Source organism: Paenibacillus helianthi (assembly GCF_001909055.1).
Classification (GTDB): domain Bacteria; phylum Bacillota; class Bacilli; order Paenibacillales; family Paenibacillaceae; genus Paenibacillus_AQ; species Paenibacillus_AQ helianthi.
Genome location: NZ_LVWI01000114.1, coordinates 64,479 through 80,976 on the forward strand (window position 1 = coordinate 64,479; position 16,498 = coordinate 80,976).

General features: G+C 50.7%; 17 protein-coding genes. 11 read left to right on the plus strand and 6 right to left on the minus strand.

Features of this window, described 5'->3' with window-relative positions; all coding sequences use genetic code 11:
* Positions 1-75: 75 nt before the first annotated feature.
* From A3844_RS31160 to A3844_RS31195, 8 genes are all read left to right on the plus strand, one after another.
* Complete coding sequence (locus A3844_RS31160) at positions 76-816, plus strand: Bax inhibitor-1/YccA family protein (RefSeq protein ID WP_074088380.1); 741 nt, start codon at positions 76-78, stop codon at positions 814-816.
* Positions 817-1,076: 260 nt separating this feature from the next.
* Positions 1,077-1,625, plus strand: coding sequence for a TetR/AcrR family transcriptional regulator (locus tag A3844_RS31165; protein WP_074109540.1), 549 nt, complete (start codon positions 1,077-1,079; stop codon positions 1,623-1,625).
* Positions 1,626-1,736: 111 nt separating this feature from the next.
* Positions 1,737-2,720, plus strand: coding sequence for an NAD-dependent epimerase/dehydratase family protein (locus A3844_RS31170; protein WP_074109541.1), 984 nt, complete (start codon positions 1,737-1,739; stop codon positions 2,718-2,720).
* Positions 2,721-2,856: 136 nt separating this feature from the next.
* Positions 2,857-3,213, plus strand: a complete 357-nt coding sequence (locus A3844_RS31175; RefSeq protein WP_074088383.1) for a nucleotide excision repair endonuclease — start codon at positions 2,857-2,859, stop codon at positions 3,211-3,213.
* Between the two features lie 293 nt (positions 3,214-3,506).
* Positions 3,507-4,226 (plus strand): hypothetical protein, encoded by a 720-nt coding sequence (locus tag A3844_RS31180; protein WP_074109542.1) that lies wholly within the window; start codon positions 3,507-3,509, stop codon positions 4,224-4,226.
* Positions 4,227-4,261: 35 nt separating this feature from the next.
* On the plus strand, positions 4,262-5,512 hold the full coding sequence (locus A3844_RS31185) for a polysaccharide deacetylase family protein (protein WP_074109543.1): 1,251 nt from the start codon (positions 4,262-4,264) through the stop codon (positions 5,510-5,512).
* A 218-nt stretch (positions 5,513-5,730) separates the two neighbouring features.
* Positions 5,731-6,825 carry a dual-specificity RNA methyltransferase RlmN gene (gene rlmN, locus A3844_RS31190; RefSeq protein ID WP_074109544.1) on the plus strand — a complete coding sequence of 365 codons (1,095 nt, stop codon included), beginning with the start codon at positions 5,731-5,733 and terminating at the stop codon, positions 6,823-6,825.
* Positions 6,826-7,262: 437 nt separating this feature from the next.
* Positions 7,263-7,550 carry a DUF6509 family protein gene (locus A3844_RS31195; RefSeq protein WP_074088387.1) on the plus strand — a complete coding sequence of 96 codons (288 nt, stop codon included), beginning with the start codon at positions 7,263-7,265 and terminating at the stop codon, positions 7,548-7,550.
* Between the two features lie 94 nt (positions 7,551-7,644).
* On the opposite strand, the gene A3844_RS31200 is transcribed toward A3844_RS31195, so the two are convergent.
* From A3844_RS31200 to A3844_RS31210, 3 genes are all read right to left on the minus strand, one after another.
* Positions 7,645-8,394: an esterase family protein gene (locus tag A3844_RS31200; protein WP_074109545.1), complete on the minus strand. Its 750-nt coding sequence runs from the start codon at positions 8,392-8,394 to the stop codon at positions 7,645-7,647.
* A 13-nt stretch (positions 8,395-8,407) separates the two neighbouring features.
* Complete coding sequence (locus A3844_RS31205) at positions 8,408-9,580, minus strand: ATP-grasp domain-containing protein (protein ID WP_074109546.1); 1,173 nt, start codon at positions 9,578-9,580, stop codon at positions 8,408-8,410.
* A gap of 64 nt (positions 9,581-9,644) precedes the next feature.
* Positions 9,645-10,115: a MarR family winged helix-turn-helix transcriptional regulator gene (locus A3844_RS31210; protein ID WP_074100130.1), complete on the minus strand. Its 471-nt coding sequence runs from the start codon at positions 10,113-10,115 to the stop codon at positions 9,645-9,647.
* Between the two features lie 226 nt (positions 10,116-10,341).
* Between A3844_RS31210 and A3844_RS31215 the strand changes: the two genes are divergently transcribed.
* Entirely contained in the window at positions 10,342-11,823 is a 1,482-nt protein-coding gene (locus tag A3844_RS31215) for an MDR family MFS transporter (RefSeq protein ID WP_074109547.1), read from the plus strand.
* 116 nt (positions 11,824-11,939) lie between these two features.
* On the opposite strand, the gene A3844_RS31220 is transcribed toward A3844_RS31215, so the two are convergent.
* Positions 11,940-13,379, minus strand: a complete 1,440-nt coding sequence (locus tag A3844_RS31220; RefSeq protein ID WP_074109548.1) for an FAD-dependent oxidoreductase — start codon at positions 13,377-13,379, stop codon at positions 11,940-11,942.
* Positions 13,380-13,553: 174 nt separating this feature from the next.
* Between A3844_RS31220 and greA the strand changes: the two genes are divergently transcribed.
* Positions 13,554-14,033 carry a transcription elongation factor GreA gene (greA, locus tag A3844_RS31225; RefSeq protein ID WP_074088393.1) on the plus strand — a complete coding sequence of 160 codons (480 nt, stop codon included), beginning with the start codon at positions 13,554-13,556 and terminating at the stop codon, positions 14,031-14,033.
* Positions 14,034-14,117: 84 nt separating this feature from the next.
* Here the strand turns inward: greA and A3844_RS31230 are convergent, their stop codons facing one another.
* Positions 14,118-14,837, minus strand: coding sequence for an SDR family oxidoreductase (locus tag A3844_RS31230; protein WP_074109549.1), 720 nt, complete (start codon positions 14,835-14,837; stop codon positions 14,118-14,120).
* 160 nt (positions 14,838-14,997) lie between these two features.
* Positions 14,998-15,336, minus strand: a complete 339-nt coding sequence (locus tag A3844_RS31235; RefSeq protein ID WP_074088395.1) for a winged helix-turn-helix transcriptional regulator — start codon at positions 15,334-15,336, stop codon at positions 14,998-15,000.
* A gap of 178 nt (positions 15,337-15,514) precedes the next feature.
* Between A3844_RS31235 and A3844_RS31240 the strand changes: the two genes are divergently transcribed.
* A complete protein-coding gene (locus A3844_RS31240) occupies positions 15,515-16,444 on the plus strand; it encodes an AEC family transporter (protein ID WP_074100133.1) in 930 nt (309 codons plus the stop codon).
* The last annotated feature ends 54 nt before the right edge of the window (positions 16,445-16,498 follow it).

Sequence of the window (16,498 nt, forward strand, 5' to 3'; positions counted from 1 at the left end):
GAAGGCGAGACGAATGTTTTCATGCGGTGAATATGCTATTATGGACACAAATAAGTGATGAAATGAGATGATCTCTTGATCGGACGCAGCGGAAATCCCACACTAAATGAAAAAACGTTTGAGCGTGCAGAGCGGTACTCCGGGCAGGAACGCATGAGCATTAACGGAACGGTCAACAAAACCTTTATCACACTGACCATTCTGCTGGCAGGGGCGTTCAGTGCCTGGTCGATGTATTTCAATGGACAAAATGTAGGCCCTTATGCCGTCGGCGGTGCACTGATCGGGTTCGTGCTTGCCTTGATTATCAGCTTCAAGCCGACTGCTGCACCGTATCTGGTGCCTGTCTATGCGCTGGCTGAAGGCTTGTTTCTGGGTGCTATTTCAGCAACATACGAAGGCCTGTACTATGGAATTACTCTGCAGGCAGCCTTATTGACGCTGAGTATATTTGTCGCTTTGCTGCTTGCCTACAAGACAAGAATCATTAGAGCGACGGAAAAATTCAAGCTCGGCATATTTGCTGCCACAGCCGGAATTGCTATCGTCTATCTGCTGAGCTTTGTGCTGGGAATGTTCGGTGTAACGGTTCCATATTTGCACAGCAACAGCCTGATCGGAATCGGCATTTCGGTCATTATCGTTATTGTGGCTGCGCTCAATCTGGTGCTGGACTTTGACTTTATTGAGAACGGCGCACAGCAGGGCGCTCCCAAATACATGGAATGGTACGGAGCATTCGGCCTTATGGTCACACTGGTATGGCTCTATGTGGAGATTCTCAGACTGCTGTCCAAGCTGCGGAGCCGGAATTAAGGACAGCAGTGCTGTAACGAAGGGTTTCATAAAACAGCTGATCCCGTCTAATAAAGGCGGGGCAGCTGTTTTTTTATAATACAAAGGCTTCTAGGCTCTGCATGGAAAATGGATTCGAAAAATTTTAAATATAGGCTTGATTTGTGGGGAAAGTCCTTGTATACTTCAAATCAAGATAGTGATTGACCAATAACCTAGATTAATCATCAAAAACCAACATCGCATCAGAACACATATCCGCAGAACAACAGGAGGCCAGCATGACAAAGCTATCGGGAGGCGCACGGACGAAGGATGAAGCGACTTCAGTCAACCGGAGGGAGCAAATTCTGGAGGCGGCTGTGGTTGTATTCGCAGAGCATGGCTATTTCAAGGCTACTACTGCACAGGTGGCAGAGAAGGTGGGGATCTCCCAGCCGTACATTTTCAAGCTGTTCAAGAACAAGGAGGAGCTGTTTGTAGCGGCGCTGGACCGGGCATTTGATCGGACGATCCGCACGTTTACAGAGGTGAAGGCTTCGGGGGAAGAATTGCTTCGGGAATCGATCCGGGTATATGAGCAGATGATGGAGACCCATCCAAGTGAAATCATTCTGCAGGTGCAGGCGCTCGGAATTCGTGATGAAGCCATCCGCCGGTCTATGCAGACAGGAATGCACAGGGTGACAAGCCTGATGGAAAGCAAGTTTACTGCAGCGGGGATCGCTCATCCCGAGGTAGAAGTCAGTACATTTATGGCGAATGGTATGCTGTGTCATATTGCAATGGCGCTGGAGATGCCTAATCTGAAACCGAAGCATCTGGAATAGACGGGGGAATCAACCAGCCCCGGGACTAAGGGCTCTGCCCTTAGTTGTCCATGCTCATTAGGTAGTGATTAATCAATAACAAATAACAAAAACAAATTGGAGGAATAACTAATGATGAACAAAACAACGAAGGCTATCGTATTGGGTGCAACGGGAGGAACAGGAACGGTAATCATCGCCGAACTGTTGAGGAAAGGGATCGAAACGGTTGCTTTTGGACGGTCATTGCCGAAGCTGGAGCAGTTCGCGGCAAAACTGGGCCACCCGGCTGGTCTTAGTCTGAGAACAGGAGATGTGTTCAAACCGGAGGATGTATTCAAGGCTGCGCAGGGAGCGGATATTATTTTTCACAGCGCGTCGGTGCCTTATAACGAAATGAGCACCAGACTGCTTCCAATGGGTGAGGCCGTGATGGAGGCGGCGGACAGACTCGGTGCCCGGGTCGTTGCAGTAGACGGAATTTATCCTTATGGACGGAGAAAGGATGAGCAGCCGATCACGGAGGAATTCCCCAAGAACCCGCATACCCAAAAAGGCAAAACAAAGCTGGAGTTCGAGCGGATGTTCTTCAGCGCGCGCTGGAGCCATACCCAAGGCATGATTGTACGGCTGCCTGATTATTATGGCCCTACTGCCAATGAGGCTTCGTATCTGGGTTCAACGCTTGATGCGATTGCTGCCGGTAAACCGGGAATGTTCGTCGGGAATATGACGGTTCCTCGTGAATATGTATATCTGCCCGATGCAGCGGTGATGATCGTGGAGTTGGCCCTCCGGGAAGAGGCCTATGGGCAGAACTGGAACATTCCTGGTGCAGGTACCATCTCCGGCCGGGAAATTGTCCGCATCGCCCGGATGGCAAGCGGCAAGTCCAAACCGGTCATCCCGTTGGGGGCCTTTGGTTTATCGCTGCTTGGCCTGTTTGTACCGGTCATGAAAGAGATTGTAGAGATGCTCTATCTGACGAAGGAACCGCTCCGTTTAAGCGGACGGAAGTATGAGCGTCTGGTCGGCCCGATTCCGACGACTTCATTCGAGGAAGGAATCCGGGAGACGATCCAAGCCATTCAGAGCCGTCAGGCCAAATCTTTATAAGCAGTAGGCTCATACATCCCGGTCCCGATCTGCATGCAGGGCTCCCCTTTGTATAATCCGGCGCTGCTTCTGTATAGTCAGGGTTCTGGAACTATGTTACTATTTATGTCTATATCCAAGAGGGAAGTGAGCTACAATGATCAGCATTACGATTCCAACGCCGGATGTCACCATTACGAAGCAGGCGAATCCCGTACTGAGCCATATTTATGGATTTACAGATTTCCACCTGATTACCCGGGAACAAGGCGGCATCTTCATGTTCTACAACGACAAGGATGAGCTGCTGTTCGTGGGTAAAGCCAGAAAGCTGAGACCGCGGATCAAAAAGCATTTCGAAGATAATGTTTCCGTGATGAAGCCGCACCGTGATGAAGTGACCAAGATTGAAGTTTGCATCGTTGATGAAGCCGTCGACAGAGAGATTTACGAAACGTACATTGTGAATAAGCTTAGAGCTAAATACAATGTGGAGAAAGTGCTGTACAAATAAATCAAGTATAGCTGAAGCGCGGTCCCCGGGATTGCGCTTTTTTGTTGCCCATTTATCTATCCTCGGCATTTACCTGAAGTTTAAAGTATCCAGATTCTGTACAAAAAAGTGCCTATAGCATGGGCAATTATTCCTAAGTTGTTGGTTAATACTTCCGCCCAAGGGAAATTAGGCCTTTGGATACATTTGCGAAACTTAGATACTAAGGCTCACTTACATACAGGTAAAATCAACTATAATAAATGCGTATAGGCTCGACATATTTTGACATATATAATGAGGTGATAGCATAGATGGCGACTCCTTTTTTCAAGAAAAAAGACATGGCGGACAAGCAGCCCAGGCCCGGCGTGGTTCAAAAGGTTCAATTGGCGGAAGACCCGCCTGAGGCAACGGAAACTTACGAAACGAACGAGAGTCTGTCCAGCCTCATTTCCATAGGCAAAGCGCAGCTGGACAAGAAGTCACTTGATTTGATTTTTGCAGTAGAGCAAATGATCCAGGCCAGAACGCATGCGGATACAACCAATCATGAGCTCCAGGACCGGTTGACGCATACCAGCGGACATGTGGAGCGTTTGAACAAGGACCTGAAGAATCTGAACAAGGCGATTGAGGAACGGGAAAGAAGCATCCTGGAGCTGGAGCATAAGCTGGTGGAGCGCAACCTGAAGGTGGATCAGGTCATGGAGGACCACCGTGAATTGCACACCACCCTGTCTTCAGAAATGGACGAGCTCAAGAGCACCATCGAGCTGGAGCGGCAAAAGTATATGAATCTCGTTCAGAAGCATAATGATGCCATTTCGGAGAAGCTGAAGAAGATGAACGAGCTTGAGGAAAAAATCGGACGCCTTGAAACAGAGAACGCCCATATGAAACAGAAATACGAAACGGTCCGGCAGGAGAAAGCCTACCTCTCCAGCATGATTAACGATTTCACCACGCGTATGACGGCTCCTTTTGGAGGAAGTACTCCCCCGGCAGACCGCACAGATAACGGGACTACATAATTATTATGCCTCTTATAGAACAAGATTCCGCACTGATGATAGAGTTGCTGTCGCTTGAGCCTAAGCAGGACAGCTATCAGATGGAGGTAGGTCTAACCCATAGCGGCGGATTCACCCGAAAAGTTCTCCTCATCGATGAATATACATATCTGCAAGTGAATAGCATACTGGGCTCTTATCAGGAACACAGAGTACGGCTGTCGATTTACCCCAAGTGGGACCCCTTTCGCCGCAAATATTTCAGCTCTCTCACCAAGATGAACAGAACCTGCTCCGAGACTCTGTATTTTGCCTGCTCAGAAGATTTCGTCTCACAGATCCTTGAGTTGAAACAGCAAACCATGCCGTCCGATGAGGCGAATACGGTTCAAGCAGTGGTTCCTGTGCCCGAGCCTGAACAACCACAGCCCAAGCGACGTGCAAGCGCCTTCCGGGTTACCCGGCCTATCGTAATGCGTTGCATTTTGTTCAGTTTGTTATTCGTATTATTTTTTCTGCGGATGGATGACACTCTGCTCAATAGTGCTGAAGCGCATGAAGACTTCACGTCGCCGGTGGACAGCAGTGTCCCTGTGCCCTATGTCCCTGAGGTTCATACGGCATCCTTTCAGAGCGCTCAAGCTGAAGCTGTGCCGGAAAAAGAACAGGAACCGGCGCCGGTGCAGAGTGCGGAGCCAGAGGTGCAGAACCCGACAGTTGAAGAGATGGAGCTGGACGGAAGCCGTTATGAGTATAGTCTGCCGAAGGGTTATGTAGCTTTATCCTTTGATGATGGCCCATCCAAGTACACTAAGGAAATCGTCGATATTCTTATGGCGTACGGAATTGCGGCGAATTTTCTGTTCATTGGCCAGAATGCCCAGCAGCACCCGGAAGCGGTCCAATATGCCAATGCACACGGAATGCCGGTGGGCAGTCATTCCTGGGATCACAGCGACATGACGAAGAACAGCAGCGGGGAGAACCATAACAACCTGTTGCGTTCCGTTCAGGTGCTGGAGCAGAATATGGGGAGGCCGGTGACCGTATTTCGTCCGCCTTATGGGGCTATCAACGGTTCTCTGGCTGCAGAAGCCGTCAAACAGAACTTGAAAGTACTGCTCTGGAACCGTGATCCTGAAGACTGGAAAGCACAGACCTCGGAGCAAATCATCCAATATTTTTATCATACGGACCCCTCCGGGGGCATCTATCTGCTGCATGAAAAAGCAATAACAGTCAAAGCGCTGCCTGCCATTATAGAATATCTTAAGAAAAAACAGCTGAAGTTCGCCATTTTCAAATAATGGGCGGATGCTTATGCCAATCCAATACAAGCGTATCCGATCCTTTCGGGTACGCTTGTATGTCTTTCAGAGGGCTGTCCGTCTTCGCGGAAGCCGGGGAAGCACTGGAATCTTCTTGTTTTAATAAAAAAAATTTGAGACAATAAGTGCATGTTGTTAGACGGAGCCCTGCAAGGTAGAATGAATTGAACTTTAATGTTTTGAAAAGAGGATAAATAATGAATAAACAATCCATTTATGGATTAACTTTGGAACAAATGTCGTCATGGCTCGTGGAGCATGGTCATAAGAAATCCCGCGCGTCCCGGATATGGGACTCTCTGTACCGCCAGCGGGTTACGGATTTCGCGGAAATGACCGAGGTGAACAGCGAGACAGTGCAGCTCCTGTCAGAGCATTTTGTCTTTCAAACGATGGACGAGCATGTGAAGCAGGAGTCGGCGGATGGCACAATTAAGTTTCTGTTCCGCCTGAAGGACGGCAACCTGATCGAAACGGTGCTAATGCGGCAGAAGTACGGTTTGTCCGTCTGTGTGACAACTCAGGTGGGCTGCAACATCGGCTGCAGTTTTTGCGCAAGCGGATTGCTGGCGAAGAGCCGCGATCTGTCCAGCGGAGAGATTGTGGAGCAGATTATGAAGGTGCAGCATCATCTGGACCGCGCAGGTCTGGATCAAAGGGTCAGCCATGTGGTAGTGATGGGGATCGGCGAGCCGTTTGATAATTTTACGAACCTGCTCAATTTCCTGACTATTATCAAGAGTCATAAGGGACTGGCGATTGCCGGCAAGGGCATCACGGTGTCTACAAGCGGTCTGGCTGACAAAATCAGAGAATTCGCCGATGCCAATATGCAGGTCAACCTGGCTATTTCTTTACATGCGCCGAATAATGAGCTGCGGACACGGATTATGAAGATCAACCGGGCCATTCCTATAGAGAAGTTAATGCCCGCTATTGATTACTATCTGGAGAAGACGAACCGGAGAATTACACTGGAGTATATTCTGCTTAAGGATATCAATGACCAGCAGGAGCATGCCCTGGAGCTGGCCGAGCTGATCGGAGACCGCCGCCAGATGGCTAACGTGAACCTGATTCCGTACAATCCTGTAGATGAGCATAGCCAATACCAGCGGAGCGAGCGTGAATCCGTGCGGGCTTTCTTTGATACGCTCAAAAAGCAGGGCGTCAGCGTAAGCACCCGGCTGGAACACGGCGTCGATATCGACGCCGCCTGCGGTCAGCTGCGCAGTAAGCAGATCAAGAAAGCCAAGGGCGCCGCTGCTGAGAGCGGCGTGGCCGCCGGGTAACCCAGGCAGCTGACGGGACGGAACAACGGCAGAGATGCCGTTAATGCAGCGCCCGTAGTATAGCGTTACAAAAGGGCGGTGCCCCGTGTTCACATACGGGGCACCGCCTTTTTTGGGATTAACCCGCTGACATTTATGTTTTGTGGGCCCGCCCATCCATACGTCAGGTATAAAAGACGCGGCAATGCCCGAAGCTTATGAGGACACCGGTAAGCCGATGTGGCTGTCTAGCATTAACCCCTGATTCTTACAGACTTTTACAAAAATCAATAGATGGATTTGATCTGTACTTGTTATAATACTAGCGTACAATCCGGAAGATCCGCGATAATCCGGCATTTTCCTGGTAATTTGGTCTGCAGCGGGCAACTGAGGGAGCCTCTGCCATGGATTGTATGATACAATAGCCAGATGAATGATGAAAAGAGGAATGTGAAATGTTGACATTTACAAGCTACACCGTGGAGAACGTAAGAGATCCATTTAATATTTTAAGCGGCAAGCGGTACGAGTTCGTTATTAATCTGGAAGTGCCGGAGGATGATGAGCTGTACGAAGAGAATGGCTTATCCGCACGGGCCATCGTGAAGGTGGAGGAAGAACAGCTCAGCATCGTCAGCTACGATCTGCTGGAGACCACAACCGGCCGGATTCTTGATTTTGATATGGAAGAGGACGAGGAAGCAGCCTTGGTCTTGTTCTGCAAAGAGCACCTGCCAGCTTAAGCCGGAGTGGACAATAAGCTCCGCCGGGTAGATCACGAACCAACAGACCGCACCCCTTTCGGAGGGGACGGTCTATTTGTCATACGCGTTTGCCTTACAGACACCCGCCTACATAATAGTGAATTTGTTTGTTCCACCAAGGCCAGTCATGATCAGCATCATGCCCCCAATAATCAATCTGTGCCGCAATACCTTTGTGCTGGAGCAGATCCTGGAGCAGGCGCGTCTCATGAAGCATCTCGTCTTCATAGGCGCCTTGTCCGACACAGAGGATGATCCGGCTGGCCCGGTAAGCGCTCAGGTAATGTTCATCGGTCAGGCCCGGCAGGTAATGCAGCGGCGAGTTCAGGTAGACGGTCCCGCTCATATAATCACCAAAGAAGTAATGGGTGGAGTAGACGCCGCTGAGGGCGATTAATGTATCGAAAACGTGAGGATGCCGGAAAAAGAAGCTGGCACTGTAGTACGCGCCCATGGAGCAGCCGGAGACGAGGATCTTTTGGTCGCTGCCGCCGTTGCTTGCCTTGCTGGACTCGAGGATTCGGGGGATCAGCTCCTGCATGATGTATTTGTCGTACTGCTCATGGCGCTGCACCTTGTCCTCATGATTCCAGCCGCCCGAGAAGAAGGTTTCCTCATCAAGGGTGTCGCAGGCCCAGATCTGCAGCTTACCCGCATCAATGAACTGCGAAAGGGTCTGAATCATGCCGGAATCCTCATATTGATAGAACCGACCCAGTGAAGTCGGGAAGACCAGCATCGGTTTCCCCGCATGGCCGTACACTTTGTATTCCATATCTCTGTGAAGGTGCCTGCTGTATTCTTTATGGTAGCTTATCCTCATGCATCAACACATCCTATCCCTCTTCAACTTGTTGAATATAGCCCACGATGTCTCTGACTTCCCCCAGATCCGCAGAACGGAATTGATAGGCGCTGTTCCCCATGGCACGGCTGAACACTTCTTCAATCTCCGCATAATGGACAATCTTGTCCCCAAAGGCACGGTAAATGTCCTCATGGCTGTGAACGTAAGGCTTATGCCGCTTACGGCTGGCATAGCCGGTATAATACTTGCCTTCAAACGGTCCGCCTACCTCATTGTGAACAATCATGCGCGCCCATTCTTCATACACATCCACATCATATGAAAAGTTAATCGCATCAGTCATCCATGCTCCTGGAGGCCGCATATTCACTTCAAGGGCAATGATCCGGCCATCCTTGTTCGACTTGAACAACTCGATATGGAAGAAGCGCTCTCTGATATCAAAGGCCTGGAGGATGTTTTTTCCCGCAAGCTCAACCTCGGGACTAATCTCCTTCAGACAGAAATAGTAGAGGTGATTGTCCGTATTGACGACATCCATCACGCTGTTCTCGAACAGGTGGCTGACTGCGAACCGCACGTTGCCGTCGATATCCACCAGCCCGTCATAGGTCAGAATCACGCCGTCAATGAACTCTTCAATAATAAAAGCGACATCATCCGGCTTCGTGTCAAAAAACTGCTGCAGCTCCGCCTCGTTATTGATCTTATAGGTCATGCTGGCCCCGGAGCCCAGGTCCGGCTTCACCACAAGCGGAAAGCCGGTGCCGCGGATGAAGTCATCCACACTGTCGCGGGTGGTTCCGGTGGAGAACTGCACGGTGCTTACCCCGCTTTTGCGGAAAAACTCTTTCATTTTGGATTTCTGTTTCAGGTTGTAGACAAAATCAGTCTTAGTGCCGTAAATGTTAAAATCCGTGCGGATCGCGGCATCCTGCTCCAGCCAATATTCATTCAGGGATTCGAAGCGGTCGATTTTGCCGTACCGGTGAGTGAAATAACCCACAGCCCGTAGAATCTCGTCATAATTTTCCAGACTGCTTACCTTGTAATACTCGGTCATGGCCGACTTCAGCTTGTCCTCCAGCTGATCATACTCGGCATCACCGATCCCAAGCACCGTGGCTCCCTGCTGCTGAAGGTGGCTGCAGAAATCGGCGCTATTCCTCGGGAAATGAGGCGAAAAGAAAATAAAGTTCAAGCGGACCAGCCCCTTCGGCAATATGGTATATTTCTGCGTTTTAATTCCGACTTATATTGTATGATTAATTCAATCTACCAGCTTCGGCCTCTTCCGTCAATCCTTTAGCCCCGGAACTGCGCTGCGCCAATTTTTGATTCAGTCTGGCCAGCAGTCCGCTGAAGGTATGGCAGTCCTCCGAAGACCAGTCTTCAAAGATCTCCCCATACCGCTCCAGACGGATGTTCCGCGCTTCCTCCAGCTTGCGTGTGCCAAGTGGGGTGATCTCAAAATAGCTCGATCTTCCGTCCATCGGGTCGGGTACCCGCACGGCATAGCCTTTGCTTTCGAGTACACTGGTCTGTCTGCTGATCGTGGAGGTGTCGAGTCCGAACTCTTCGGCCAGTGCCTTTACCCCTACCTTCTTGTGGTGGGCCAAATGGTAGAGCAGCGTATATGTCGAGCGGTCCAGCCCCCCATGCTTCTTGTCTAGAGAGGAACGGCGGATGAGTGTCATCAGCTCATTGTTAAGGGACTCCAGGTTTTTTTCATCCATACGATAGCTTCCTTCCTTTACGGATTACTTTTCTCCATTATTATAGTGAACATACCGGACCACAAGCAAAAGCCGCACCTATTTATGAAAAAGGAATGAAATAAGTCATATTGACTTTCATGAATGTAGTTGTATAATACACATATAACTATTTAATTGTATCATACACCTATATGGCGGGGAAGCCAGACTTTAGTGTATTGTGCTTCACGGAGGAGAGAACCTATTGAAGACTCAAACTGTTCGTAATTCATCCTTTTGGTTGATTATTTTAGCTATTTTTTTCGGGAATTTCATGGCGATCCTGAGTACTACCACCATTAACGTAGCGTTTCCGGTATTTATGAAGGACTTTCATGCGGAGATTGGGACCGTGCAGTGGATGATTACAGGTTATCTGCTCGCTACGGGTGTGATCGCGCCGGTGGTGGGCTATTTCGGTGATAAATGGAGTTACAAATATCTGTATGTGTTCGCTTTATCGGGATTTACCCTATTCTCCGGACTGTGCATGATGGCCTGGAACATTCACTCACTCGTGACCTTCCGTATTCTGCAGGGGGTGTTCGGCGGGCTGATTATTCCTACTACAATGACCATGATCTATCAATTTATCGAAAAGGAAAAGCAGGCGTTCGCAATGAGCCTGTGGAGCTTGTCCTCTATGCTGGCACCTGCCTTTGGCCCGACACTAGGGGGATGGCTGACCGGATATTTTGGCTGGGAATCGCTATTTATGATCAATGTGCCGATAGGGATTATTGCGATTGTGGTTGCACTCAAGTGCTTGCCGTTTCAGCGAACCGCTGGTGAAAGGAAGACCTTTGATCTGCCGGGTTTTGTAACGGTTATTCTTAGCAGTGCGTTCATTATTCTGGCTTTTAATAAAGGAAATGCCTGGGGCTGGACCTCCTGGAAGACTCTGACCCTGCTGATTATCGGAGCTATAGCGCTAACTTATTTCATCCGCAGAGAGCTCGCTTTGACAGAACCGCTGCTGAATCTTAAGGTATTCCGGCAAAACCGGTTCACTTACAGCCTGATGATCAACTGTATCATTACCGTTGCCCTGTATTCCGGGACGTTCTTGATTCCCGTCTTTCTGCAGGACATTCAGCAGTCTACTCCGCTCGCAACAGCACTGGTCCTGCTGCCGGGTTCCATTGCCATGGCTGTCATGTCACCGGTTGTCGGCAAGCTCTACAGCAAGACCGGGCCGTTCTGGCTGATTCTTGGCGGCATCCTGCTGCTGGTCGCCTCAACCTGGGAGCTCAGCCATATCACACTCGCCACTACCCATGTTCGGCTGGCTTGGCTGATGGCGGTGCGCAATGTCGGGATTGCTCTGGCCTTCATGCCGGTTACGAACGCCGGAATGTCTTCCGTGCCGAAACAGATCACCGGTCATGCTTCTTCTGTTACCAACTGGGTACGGCAAGCCACCGGGGCGCTGTCCATCGCGATCTTCAGCTCGCTGCTGGCTTCGCGGGCCTTGACGCACCAGAAGGAGCTTAGCGGCGGAACCTCAGCTGCGGCCGGCTTCATCAAGGCCCAGGGTATGACGCTGGGTGTACGGGATGTATTCCTCATCGCAACCGTGATCGGGATTCTTGCAATTCCCTTGACCTTTCTGCTCCGAACCGGAACAGCCAAACCGAAGGCTGCTGTACTGAAGGTAGCTTCCGTCAAGCAGGAGGCGAATAGCTAAGTGCTGTGTGCCGGCAGGAGACTAAAGGCTGACTTATCCAACAGCAAACCGCCCCAGCAGGTTCTTGACAGACCTGCTGGGGCGGTTTAGTTATACCTGAATAGATGGAGAGCAGTCTACTGCAAGCTGATCTGATAATCCTTTTTCAGATAAGAACGGATTCTCTGGAAATCTGCTGCGTTCAGGTCAGTCAGCCGTTTGCTGCGCTCCCGTCCCAGAATGATGCCGATGGTCTGGGCTGCCAGTGCAGTGGTAGGCATGATCCTTGCGCTGCCGTAGGCTTTGATGCTCGCACCGACATTTTTCCCGGCTACAAGCACATTGTCATAGGATTTCAGTTCAAAGGATCGCAGCGGCAACCCGTAACGGTCCGGCTTGCCAAAGCCGATTCCAGTGGGAATCTTCCGGGTCCCCTGCAAATCGACGGGGTACCCGCCAATGCTCACATCATCCCAGAACATCCGGCTGGACATTAAGTCCGTGTAACCCAGCACGTATTTGGTCTCATAGCGGTTATAGTCACGGATGTAGAGGTACTCCGGGAACCCGTTCAGTTCAGCGTTAGCGAACCCGGGGATATTTAAGCGCAGGAAGTTTAGAATAGAAGGGGCTTCGGCTTTGCCCTTCTGTACCGCTGCTGCCACAGACTTAGGGTCGGAAGGATTTACATCGTAAATCAGCAGGGCATTGATGATCACCTGGCCATTTTTTTGATAGGCGGCATTTAGCCCGCGCAACCTAAGCTGCTTGTCCTTGGTGGAGTATCTTTTGGTGATCTTGCTGAATCCGGTGGCGAAGTGTAAATCCACGTAGGTATTGGGTCCATATTTGTTGCGCACATTCGTCAGCGGATAGTTCTCGAGAATGGACTCATGCAGCTGGTTCCAATTCACATTTTTGAAATTGAGCATATATGTAGCGGCCATGTAATCAGGCTTCTTACCGTGGTCAATGGACTCCATTCCCGGAATCCGGGCTTCCTTCAGACGTCCGCTCAAGGCATTGAAATCGGTATTTTCTACCCAGTATCGGGACCTGATCGTAATCGGAGCTTCGTTCTTAACGTGATAGGTTAGGGAACTCAGCGTCTTTTCGCTGCCCGCCGCCTTCGTGTCAATATGGTCCAGAACAACCCCGCTCTTCAGCGGAATACCTTGCATAATCTTGTTATAGTACTTTTGGAAATCGGCTGCCTTCAGAATGGTTCCTGCCTTGTAGCCATTGAAGAGACTTTTGATCTCACCTTGCACGAGACTTCTGTGCTTGTTGTCGTTCACATCATCGAGAAAAAACATTTGCCCTTGAATTAGTTCACCGCCCGGTTTGCTGCGGGGATCAAGCATCAGCACTTTCAGGCCGGCCTTGACGGCTTCCCTAGCGAGCAGTGCGCCTTGAATTTCGCTTCCAATGACAACAACATCATAGCTTGGAGAGGCCATGGAAGGGACAATTGACTTCGCTGCCGCCGTTGTAGTCGGGTTTGATGCCGACAGCAGAATCAGTGCAGCGGCCAGACAGCTTGTAAAGCGATGGAATTTGGGGGAATGCATAAACATGGACTTCTTGTGCTCCTGACTGTGTATGAGATTTAATATCATTATTGTAAATCAATTTTGGTTATTTATACTAGGATGGATATTGGCAATTTTCTGCGGAAGTGCTTTCTTTTCGCATGTTGGCCGATTATGGGGTAGAATACAGTAAAGCGAGTAAAAATAGGAGTTGTATACATGTCGAATGAAGAAGTGTTTTTGACGAAAGAAGGTCTGGCCAAGCTGGAGGAAGAGCTCAAGGAGCTCAAGGGAGCAGGGCGCAAGGAGCTCGCAGCCCGGCTTAAGCTGGCCATAAGCTACGGGGATCTCAAGGAGAACAGTGAGTACCACTCTGCCAAAGAAGATCAATCCTTCATGGAGACCCGCATCATGATTCTGGAGAAAATGCTGATCAAAGCGCAGATTGTAGACTCCAGCAATATGGATCTGAGCACAGTCAGCGTAGGCTGCATCGTCATTCTGAATGATGTGGAATACTCCGAAAAGATCGAATATAGAGTGGTCGGTCCGGCTGAAGCCGATGTGCTGGACAACAAGATTTCGTACGAAAGCCCTCTGGGCAAAGAACTGCTCGGCAAAAAAGTAGGCGACATCATCAGCGTGAACGCACCAATGGGCATCATCAAATATGAACTGCTGGAGATCAAAATGCTGTAAGCTGAAGCTCCTGAAAGTTAAAATCCCTGCCTCCCGTATGATTAGGGGGCAGGGATTTTTTGGGTTTGGCCAGGGGAGCCCGGCTTAGATTAGGGTGTGGCCGCCTTCCACATGAAGCACTGTGCCTGTAACGAAGCCGTTACGTATCAGATAGAGCACGCCTTCGGCAACATCCGAGGCTGTGCCTACGCGCTGCACAGGCAGCTTGGCTGCGATGCTGCTGTAAAAAGCACTGCGGGCCTCTTCCGCCATGCCTGCGCGGGAAGGGGTATCGATGATGCCCGGCGAGACGGTGTTCACCCGCAGCGGGGCCAGCTCCAGCGCAAGGGTCTGCCCCAGATTGGCTACGGCTGCATTCACTGCGCCGAGCACGGAGGACCCGGCCATGGCTTTGAAGGCAACGACGCCGGAGAACAGAGTAATGGAGCCATGGGGGTTCAGGTTCGGCGCACCGTATTTGGCGGCATAGTATTGGCCCCAGAACTTATTGTCCATCAGCTGGCGTGAAGCACTGGTGGCTGTAGTGAGGAACGGGCCCCCTTTGGTTTCGGCTGCGGTGACCACCAGATGGTCAAAGGTCCCCAGCTCTGCGAATAAGGACCGTACCTGTTCCTCGTCCGTAACATCCAGCGTATACGTAATTGCTTTTGCGTCAGGTCCAAGTGCTGCTTTGGCCTGCTCCAGCTTCTCTGCGGAGCGGCTGGCCAGAACCACCTCCGCACCTTCTGCAGCAGCAAGCTTTGCGGTTGCCAGACCGATTCCTGAGCTGCCTCCGATAATAACTATTTTCTGTCCTGTTAACATAATGGTTCCTCCTCTAAATTGAAACTGCCTTGTGAGGAGAGTATATTCCTTATACTTCCTTTAGGGAAGTAGTTACATTCTGTACATACAGTTACCGTAAAGATAGTATTGTGCTGATGCTGAGCTGCCGGGGGTAAACTTTTTTTGGGAAAACGTCTGCTTAGAGGGCAAGACCGTATCTTTTCAGCTCAATAAAAATGCCTTCCAGCTGTTCGCCCTTCTTCGTCAGGGTATATTCTACGCGAGGGGGCACCTCGGGATATACGGTGCGCATAAGAATGCCGTGGTTCTCCAGCTCACGCAGCCGCAGCGCTAATGTCTTCGGGCTGATTCCTTCCAGAGAACGCAGCAGATCACTGAAGCGCATGGTGCCGCCAATCAGCAGATCGCGAATAATCAGGAATGTCCATTTGGTTCCGATGACATCCAGCGTTTTGGCGATGGGACAAGGCTCGCCGGGGGTTCCTTTGGTCAGAATGACCGGCTCGGTGAAGTCCATTTCAGTCAACCTCCTGTGGTGATCACGATTTATGTTAATCATACCACAATAGTATCCTTTGGGAAGTTAAGACGTTCATAGGCTTTTACTATTAAGCATATTGCTTCCATGTCTTAGACGGCATCCGCCGGGGAGGGGTATAGTAAGAGTAACTTTTTTAGCAGAGGAGTCCTCGCAATTGATTCAACAGGTGTTGTCCACTCTGGTCGAGGTGATTGTCCCGTTATCCATCCCGGTCGTATCGGGTGCGCTGCTTGGACGGTTCAAGAACCTGGATACCAAGCCGCTGTTAATGCTGTATCTGTATTTCCTGAGTCCCGCAATTATTCTGGATACGCTCGCTACAGCCAAGATTTCTTTCGATGATGTATACAAAACGCTTGCCTTCTCGCTGCTAAATCTGCTGGTGCTGTGGGCGCTGGCCCGTCTGATTGGCAGAGTCCTGAAGCTGGCTGCGCCGGAGGCAGCCGGCCTGACCCTGATCTCCACCTTCACGAACAGTGTCAATTATGGCCTGCCGCTGGTGCTGCTGGCCTTTGGTCAGCTGGGGCTCGACAAGGCTTCGGTCTATGTCATTGCCCAGATGGTGATTGTGAACACGATTGGGGTGTATTTTGCGGCAAGATCACAGTTTTCTATCGGCAGTGCCGTCCGTTCGGTATTCTCCCTGCCGGCGATCTACGCGGCGATGCTGGCTCTGCTGCTGCGGGCACTCGGTCTGCATATGCCGCATGAGATTGCTTCGGGGGTGTCGATGGTAGCCGGAGCGTATTCCCCGGTGGTGCTGGCCATACTGGGGGCCCAGATGGTCCGGGTACAAACTGCGGATGTTGTACGCAATGTACGGCTGGCGTTCTGGACAGGGTTGTCGGTCCGTCTGCTGCTGGCCCCGCTGACCGCCGCGCTGCTGCTGTACCTGTTGAACATTTCGGGAACGCTGTTCGCTGTGCTGCTCATTCTCGCCTCCATGCCGGTTGCGGTCAACTCCGTGGTGCTGGCCGAACGCTTCGGCAGCTCGCCTGCGCTGGTATCGCGCTGCATTCTCTGGACCACACTGGCGTCCTTTCTCGTGCTCCCGATCTTAATCTCTATCGTTGGCAATGCGTAATTCCCTTCTTGAGGTTCTGGGGATGCCGCCAAGCACCATGGCCGGAAACCGCAC